Genomic DNA, 7,793 nt, shown 5'->3' with positions numbered 1-7,793 from the left:
ACGCATTTGAAGATGCGATGGCGCAGCATCACATTGTCCCGCATGGACTGGCGGCGCATGTCCAGGTAACGGTACTGGAGCCGCAAATCCTCGGACACCCGGCCTGTCCCGGCAGTGGATGCCGAACCCGCGACCATGGTCTTTTCCGAAACTGAAAACGGCAGTGCATCGGATTCGGACAACACGGTCAGTTCCGTGACCACCAGCTCGATGGTTCCGGTCTCAATATGGGGATTTTCCGTGCCCGCCAGCCGCTTTGTGACTTCGCCTTTCACCGCTATGCAGTATTCGGCGCGCAGAAATTCGGCTTTTTGGCAGACGTCCGGGGCGGCATCGGGACTGAACACGATCTGCATGATGCCGCTGCGGTCGCGCAGGTGGACAAAAAGCAAACCGCCATGATCCCGGAGGGCATCGACCCAGCCGGCCAGCTGCACCTTGCGGCCGATGTCGTCTGCCGTCAATTGCCCGCAGAAAACACGTTGTGAAAACATCATGAGAAAAGTCCTTTCCATGCTCATTATTCAACAACCCCACCCTCTTGCCCCCTTTCAACAGAAAACCGGGGATTGATCGGGTGAGGGGCTGTTATTTGCCTGTTGAACTACACGGCTTCTATGGTGGACGGGGGTTTTGCGGCAATATTGTAGGAAACGCTGACCACACCGGGCACGGCGGCGACAATCTCCTGTGCCAGCTTTTCAAGGGTGTCAAAGGGAAGCCGGGTCGGCGTGGCCGTGCGGGCATCCACGCTGTCCCAGCAGCGGACCTCGATCTGCCGGCCGAAATCGCGTTTGCCGTCGCGCATTCCGGTCACCCGGTCTTCGTGAAGGATGGCCATGTACTGAAAAGCGCCGCATCCATAGAGATGTTGCTCCACGATCGCGGTTGCCCTGCGGACCGTCTCAATGCGCTCCGGTGTGACCTCGCCGATGATCCGGGCCGCAAGGGCCGGCCCCGGAAACGGAATGCGATTAAACAGCTCCCCGGGCAGCCCCAGGGCCTGGCCCACCTTTCGAACCCCGGCCTTGCGCAGCTGGATCAAAGGTTCGATGATGCTGTAACCAAACGCCTTCTGCGGGTCGATGCCCAGTTGTTCAAACACGTTGTGCTGGCGCTTGATCCCGGCCACGGTCTCGTCGATGTCGGTCAGAATCGTACCCTGAAGCAGGTGCTTTGCCCCGCTTTCCCGGACCAGACGACCGAATACATCGCGGTAAAAGGTCTGGGTGATGGCTTCACGTTTGGCCTCCGGATCGGTTACACCCTTGAGTGCTGCGAAAAACGCCTCGCGCGCGTCAACCACTTCGACCGGAACGCCGAGATCGCGGAAAAATCCGACAACCTGTTCGGCTTCGCCCGCACGCATCAGCCCGTTTTCGATAAATACCGTTTTTAAGCGATCGCCGAGGGCGCGGTGGCCGAGCAGCGTGACCGTGGACGAATCAACCCCGCCGGAAAGTGCATTAATGGCCCATCCGTCCCCGACGGTCTCTTTGATTTCAGCTGCCTTTTCCTTGATAAAGCGCTCCGTGTCGAGCGCCTCTGCTGTGATTTCAGTAACCAAGCTGTTTTTCTCCCGGGTTTTGAAATTGATTAAATGAACAGGTGAAACAACCCGGTAACTTAGCATTCAACAACCCGAATCACAACGGCTTTTTGACCTGGGTGCATATGCCCACAGCAGGCGTTCTGCCCGCAAGGAGGGGAAAAGCTTCTAAGTAACTTCGTTCAAGGTTCAAGGTTCAAAGTTCAAAAAAATAAAATCAAAGCGTTTAAGCATGATGGCGCCGTAAAAAGTCTCAAATCGGAGATAACCGCCAACCAATAAAAAAATAACTTATTGATTTTACTTAACACTTAATCACTTAAAACTTCACACTGCCTGTAAAAAAGACTTTTTACAGGCTCATCAAGCATGCAGCAAAAAGTTATTTGCAGTGTTCGGTCCCGGTGGGATACTTCCAGGAAAATTCAAAGTCTGTGTTCGTTTTTTGAAGCGGCATTGTTTTCCATCACCGCCTGCATCTTTTCGATGCGCACCGCGCAGGCTTTGTATTCCGCAGTCAGGGTATCCGGGTCAAAAGCCGCGTTTGTCAGCCAGTTGGCGTTTTGCTCTCTGAAGTGAAATGCCATCCAGACCATGCCCTCGTTTATCTCCGGAGAAATATGGGCCTTGACAACAACCTCTCCGCGTCTGGATGCGACTTTTATTGTTTCGTTCTGCGAGATGCCCAGGCGCTGCGCATCGGCAAGGGAAATATCCGCGGTCTCCTCTCCCAGCAAATCATTTAAGCCCTCGCACCGGCCGGTCTGGGTCCGGGTGTGATAATGATAGAGACGTCTTCCGGTGCTGAGCACCAGGGGATAATCCGCATCCGGTACTTCAGCGGGGGGCGTCCAGTCCGCCGGGCGAAACCGGCCCAGTCCGCAGGCAAATTCCCCGGCCCCGTGCAGAACACAGGTGCCCGGATGGTCCTGACTCGGACACGGCCACTGAAGCCCGTCCTGCTCGATGCGATGGTACTTGATGCCGGAAAAATTCGGTGCCAGCACCGAAATTTCATTGTCCCATATTTCCCTGGCACTTGCAGACGGCCATTTATGACCGAAGCGTTTGGCGATTTCACGAAATATCCACCAGTTGGGTTGCGCCGCACCCGGCGGCGGGCTGGCGGTGCGCACGCGATTGACCCGGCGCTCGCTGTTGGTAAAGGTGCCCTCATTTTCGCTCCAGGCCGCGGCCGGAAGGATCACATCAGCGTATTGGGTGGTTTCGGTTTCAAAGATATCCTGGCAGACCACGAATTCAGCGGATTCTAGTTCATGGGCCACCTTGTGCATATCCGGCTCGGTATTGGCCAGGTTCTCCCCGAAAATGTAAAACCCCCTGACCCGGCCGCTGACCAGAGACTCCATCATTTGCGGAATCATCAATCCGGGTTTTTCCGGCAAGCCGTTGACATGCCAGGCGTTTTCAAATTTTTCCCGCATTGCCGGATCATCCACCCGCTGATAGCCCGGATAGACATTGGGCAGGGCCCCCATGTCGCATGCCCCCTGGACGTTGTTCTGCCCCCTGAGGGGATTGACTCCCCCGCATTCCATTCCCATGTTGCCCAGCAGCATCTGGAGGTTGGCAATGGACATGACGTTGTTTTTCCCGCATGTATGTTCTGTAATACCAAGGGTATAGCAGACCATGACCGGTTTTACCGCAGCCAGTTCCCGGGCTGTCTGCCTTATGGTTTCCGCGTCAATGCCGCAAATCCCGGCCGCCCGCTCCGGGCGATATTCAGCCACTTTTTCTTTCAGGTCTTTAAAATCCGTGCAGCAGGAGGACACAAAATCATGATCATAGAGATCCTCTTTGATAAGCACGTGCATGATGGCGTTTAAAAGGGCAATGTCGCTTCCCGGCCGAAGCGGCAGATGCCGGGTGGCAAAGTTTACCAGGCGATGCCGCCGGGGGTCGACGACAATAAGCCCGGCGCCGTTTTGCACGGCGTTTTTGACAAAGGTGGCGGCCACAGGGTGGGCCTCGGTCATATTGGAGCCGATCACCAGAAACATTTTTGCACGGGCGAATTCGGAAAACGAATTGGTCATGGCACCCGAACCGAACGTGGCCGCCAGCCCGGCGACCGTAGGGGCATGTCAGGTGCGGGCGCAATGATCGATATTGTTGGTTTTAAAAACCGCCCGGAAAAGCTTTTGCATCTGGTAGGAGTCTTCGTTGATGCTTCTGGCGCAGCTCACGCCGGCCACTGCATCCGGGCCGTCTTCGGCGATGATTTGACTGAATTTCTCCGCTACCCGGTCTAAGGCCTCATCCCAGGTGGCTTTCCGGAACCGGCCGTTTTCCTTTATCAGCGGAGCGGTCAGGCGCTCGTCCGAGTATATGAAATCATAGCCAAATCGCCCTTTGACACACAGGCGTCCCTTGTTGGGAGCGCCGTCTTCCACGCCTGTGACCTTGACAATGCGCTGGTCTTTGACATGCAGGTTCAACTGGCATCCAACGCCGCAATAGGGGCAGGTGGTACGGATGACTTCGGTGTTCCAGGGCCGCCAGCGGTACCGGGATTTCTTCTCCACCAAAGCGCCCACAGGGCAGGCCTGAACACATTCCCCGCAAAAAACGCAGTCCGAATCCTTCAGGGCAAGATCCCCGGCTGCCACAATTTTGCTGTCCTTGCCGCGGTAGCCGAAGCTAATGGCCTGATTGACCTGGATTTCATTGCACGCCTGAACGCATCTGCCGCAGAGAATGCAGCGCGAAAAATCCCGGATGATAAGCGGATTGACGGTTTCCATGGGATAATCCACAGGCCTTCGGCTGTATTTGCCGCCCTCCACCTGATAATGGTAAGCCAGCTCCTGCAGGCGGCAATCTCCCCAGGCCGGACACAGGTCCATCTCCTGATCCTCTTCCAGGGCCTTTGCCTGAAAAGCGCTCCAGTCCCTTTGCCCTGATGATCCGATGGCGCAGTTATGGTTGCCCGTGGCCAGCAGCAGGGCCAGGGTCGCTTTTCTTGAGGCAATCACCTTCGGCGATTCGGTCCGGATGACCATTTTATTTTCCGCCGGTGTGCTGCAGGCGGTCACCAGACTGGCCCGGCCTTTGACCTCCACCACGCAGATGCGGCAGGTTCCGGTGGGTGCCGCCCCCTTGAGATAGCAAAGCGACGGTATGTGGATATTGTTTTCTTTGGCCGCTTCGAGAATGGTCTGGCCGGGGGTGAAGCTGCAGTCCTTTCCGTTGATGGTAATGCACTGGTTTTCCATGAAATGCCTCTCCTGCACCTGTTTGTTCCGCCTGATCTGAAAAATACAGTATTGACCCGGAATAAATTTTAGAATCCGGTACTGCGGTTATAAAAACGAAACATACCATGCAGGTTTCGTTATGTCAATATTGTCATAACGAAATAGAAACAATTCTTTTGCGGCAACGTGGGCATTTTGATTGAATTGAAAATTTCAACTATATTTTCAGGAAGACAGGAAGGAAAAAGCCTGCTGCACTCCCCGTACAGCAGGCTTTTGGGCTATTTCAGGGCGGCGCTGACCGTATCAAATCCCATACGCTCGATCATTTTGCCCAGGCGCTCTCCTTTTGAGGCGTTTTGCTTGTAATATTCAATGACCTGGCTGACTTTTTCAAGGGCTTGTTCATCACTTAGCTCTGTTGCCAGTTCATGGGCGATACGGGGATTGGTGCCCACATTGCCGCCGATCACCAGGGTCCATCCGGCGGATTTCCCGAATAAACCCACGTCGCGAACCCAGGATTCCGCACAGTTGATCTGGCATCCGGATACGGCCATTTTCAATTTCCCCGGAAGATCCACCCCATGGTACCGCTTGTCCAGTTCCATGCCCAGGCCCAGGGCGTCCTGCTGTCCAAGCTTGCAGAAAGTCGTTCCCGGGCAGGCCCGGATACTGCGCACACACAATCCCACAGCCGCGCCGGGGCTCATGTCCAGATCTTTCCACACATTGTCAATATCTTCTTCCCTGAGCCCCACAATGGCAATTCTTGTGGCACTGGTAATCTTTAAGGCCTGTGCGTTGTATTTTTCCGCAACGTCAGCGATCTTGCGCAAAAGTTCGGGTGTGACAACACCGCATGGAATATGGGGCGCCACGGCATAGGTTTCCTTGTCTCTTTGAATAATGGCGCCTTTTTCGCCAAGCTTGAGCATCTGATTCCTCCTTTGTTCAGGTTTAACAAAATTGATGGTACCGTAAAAAGTCACATTTCAGATGGCGCCGTAAAAAGTTCAAGATCAAGGCTTGCGCAATTTCGAAGAATGCAGCGTACTTAGCCGTACGTGAAATTCTGAGAAATTGTGCGTAACGCAGATATTGGACTTTTTTCGGCGCCATCAAAATTTATTCGGCAACCCCGTACTCACGGGCCATTTCCCTGTCAAAGGCCGCTTTTCGGGAAGGACAGTCCTTTCGCGGGCACAGCTGACAATTAAAAAAGCTGACCTCTGTCGGGAAAAAAATCCCGGACTCGGATTTTGCCGGATGCATGAGCATGCTCGATGACAGCCGCACCCCGATGGCCTCCTCCACATCGCCCAGAAGGAAAAACAGGGGCCGCTGCTGGGAAAGGGGCCAGTCTTCAAGCGAGCCCACGTTCATATAAGACAGCTTTTCCAGGTGATATTGCTCCCGGAGCCGGGCGCAGACGCTTTGGATCGCATCCTGGAGGGCTACATTGGCAATGGTGTCCAAATAATATTGTTCGAGATAATCGCTCTGCGCCGCGGCCATTTCCTCGAGCTGAGCACCGATGGTGATGACAAAGGGAAAGACCCGCTGGGCGGCTTCCAGGTTTTTTCTCAGGACCCGGCTTTGAAAACGCACACCTTCCACGGTTACGCTCTTATCGTCTTTTTTGCCAACATGGCACTCTTTGTAAGCACACTTGGGCCTGATAAGGCCGGCAACCTCCTGAACCGTATTTTCCACGCTCTGCCATTCAGGGCTGTCAGCACTCAGGTGCAGTCTTTTTCTGATTTCCGCGGTATTGATCTGCGGCTGAAAACTGTCCAGAATCTTCATTTGCGTGTTTCCTGTATTCATGATTGGTTTTTTATATATATCGAAGTATTCAAATTATTGAACTGCGGGGCAATGCCGGGACCAGTTTGGCGCGCTTTGTGATTTTTCAATTTAACAGGTTTTGGATAACAATAACATTGATTTTGTTTTTTTGCGTTTGGCAGCATGCGGGATTAGTTTTGATAACCAACAGACAATCCGAAGTTTCAATATTCAAGCAGGAGGGTTTTCAAATGAAAAAGATTGCATTGATTGCAGCAGGCGTTTTCTTTATTGCATGCCTTACGGCAAGCGCCCAGACAGACCAGCAGCAGGGCATGCAGATGGGCATGAAGAACCATGGCATGATGCGCGGAAACATGGGCGGCATGGATCAGGGAATGATGGTGGGCTGTGCGCCGATGCAGAGATCCATGACCATGGTCAATCTGCTTCCTGAAATGGACGAGCAGTTGTCGCTTTCCCAGGACCAGTCTGAACAGCTCATCGATTTGCGCTCAGACTTTAAAAAACAGCAGGCCGATTTTCAGGCTGAGATGACAAAGCAGGGCAAAAAACTGCAGGCATTGGTCAATGAAAGCGCTCCTGTGGACGAGGTCAGAGACCAGATGAAGGCATGGGCGGATACAAGGATTGATATGCATTCAGCCGCCTACCAGACCGAACAGGAAATGAAGGCGTTGCTCACAGATGAGCAAAACGCAAAACTGGAAGTCATCATGGAAGAACATGACGACATGATGAAAAAGGGCATGCCCAAAAGCCGCGGCGGAAAGAGAAAATAAATAGTGCCCGAACGAAAATCAGGATTTTTCGTCAAGGTCAAGGACGGCGAAAATTTTAACCGCAGGAATACTCGACGTATTTTGAGGATTAAAATTTGAGCCGGACGCAGAGATTGGCGGAAAAGACGGTTTTCGTTCAGGCACTAAATAAGCCGGCGCATTATTTCAATTTATCCTGATACCGCTGCCCCATGCATCAGATCCGGGCTTGAATTTATGGCCGGCTTTAATTGGAACCTGAACTGAGCGTTTCAGCATCCGGGGATTTTGCGTTGACCCTTATTTTTCGGCTGGTCACGATTACCTCACCAGGGCGGCCAACACCAGAATGCCCACCATCGCGTATTTGCGCACGCGCTTCAGGCCCTCGGCGCTGACCAGCCCGGCCTTGCCCATCAGCGTCAGCAGTACCGGCAACTGAAAGCACAG

7 protein-coding genes are annotated in these 7,793 nt (G+C 53.6%); 1 reads left to right on the top strand and 6 read right to left on the bottom strand.

From position 1 onward, the window contains the following. The 5 genes from R6U41_RS14235 to R6U41_RS14215 form a co-directional block, all read right to left on the bottom strand. Positions 1 to 497, bottom strand: a 497-nt coding sequence (locus R6U41_RS14235; protein ID WP_410270505.1) for an OB-fold nucleic acid binding domain-containing protein, incomplete at its 3' end; no start/stop codon positions are given. A gap of 107 nt (positions 498 to 604) precedes the next feature. After that, positions 605 to 1,567 carry an ExsB family transcriptional regulator gene (locus R6U41_RS14230; RefSeq protein WP_410270504.1) on the bottom strand — a complete coding sequence of 321 codons (963 nt, stop codon included), beginning with the start codon at positions 1,565 to 1,567 and terminating at the stop codon, positions 605 to 607. A 407-nt stretch (positions 1,568 to 1,974) separates the two neighbouring features. Then, positions 1,975 to 4,788, bottom strand: coding sequence for a formate dehydrogenase subunit alpha (gene fdhF, locus R6U41_RS14225; protein WP_410270503.1), 2,814 nt, complete (start codon positions 4,786 to 4,788; stop codon positions 1,975 to 1,977). 263 nt (positions 4,789 to 5,051) lie between these two features. Beyond that, on the bottom strand, positions 5,052 to 5,708 hold the full coding sequence (locus tag R6U41_RS14220) for an NAD(P)/FAD-dependent oxidoreductase (protein ID WP_410270502.1): 657 nt from the start codon (positions 5,706 to 5,708) through the stop codon (positions 5,052 to 5,054). A gap of 190 nt (positions 5,709 to 5,898) precedes the next feature. Then, entirely contained in the window at positions 5,899 to 6,579 is a 681-nt protein-coding gene (locus tag R6U41_RS14215; protein WP_410270501.1) for a hypothetical protein, read from the bottom strand. Positions 6,580 to 6,812: 233 nt separating this feature from the next. On the opposite strand from R6U41_RS14215, the gene R6U41_RS14210 reads away from it, so the two are divergent. Next, entirely contained in the window at positions 6,813 to 7,364 is a 552-nt protein-coding gene (locus R6U41_RS14210; protein WP_410270500.1) for a Spy/CpxP family protein refolding chaperone, read from the top strand. A gap of 300 nt (positions 7,365 to 7,664) precedes the next feature. Here the strand turns inward: R6U41_RS14210 and R6U41_RS14205 are convergent, their stop codons facing one another. Then, on the bottom strand, positions 7,665 to 7,781 hold the full coding sequence (locus tag R6U41_RS14205; protein ID WP_410270506.1) for a twin-arginine translocase subunit TatC: 117 nt from the start codon (positions 7,779 to 7,781) through the stop codon (positions 7,665 to 7,667). Positions 7,782 to 7,793: the final 12 nt, after the last annotated feature.

The organism is Desulfosalsimonas sp., assembly GCF_046483245.1.
Taxonomy (GTDB): domain Bacteria; phylum Desulfobacterota; class Desulfobacteria; order Desulfobacterales; family Desulfosalsimonadaceae; genus Desulfosalsimonas.
Note: the sequence above shows the minus strand (reverse complement) of the source record. Positions and strands in the feature narration are given on the sequence as shown.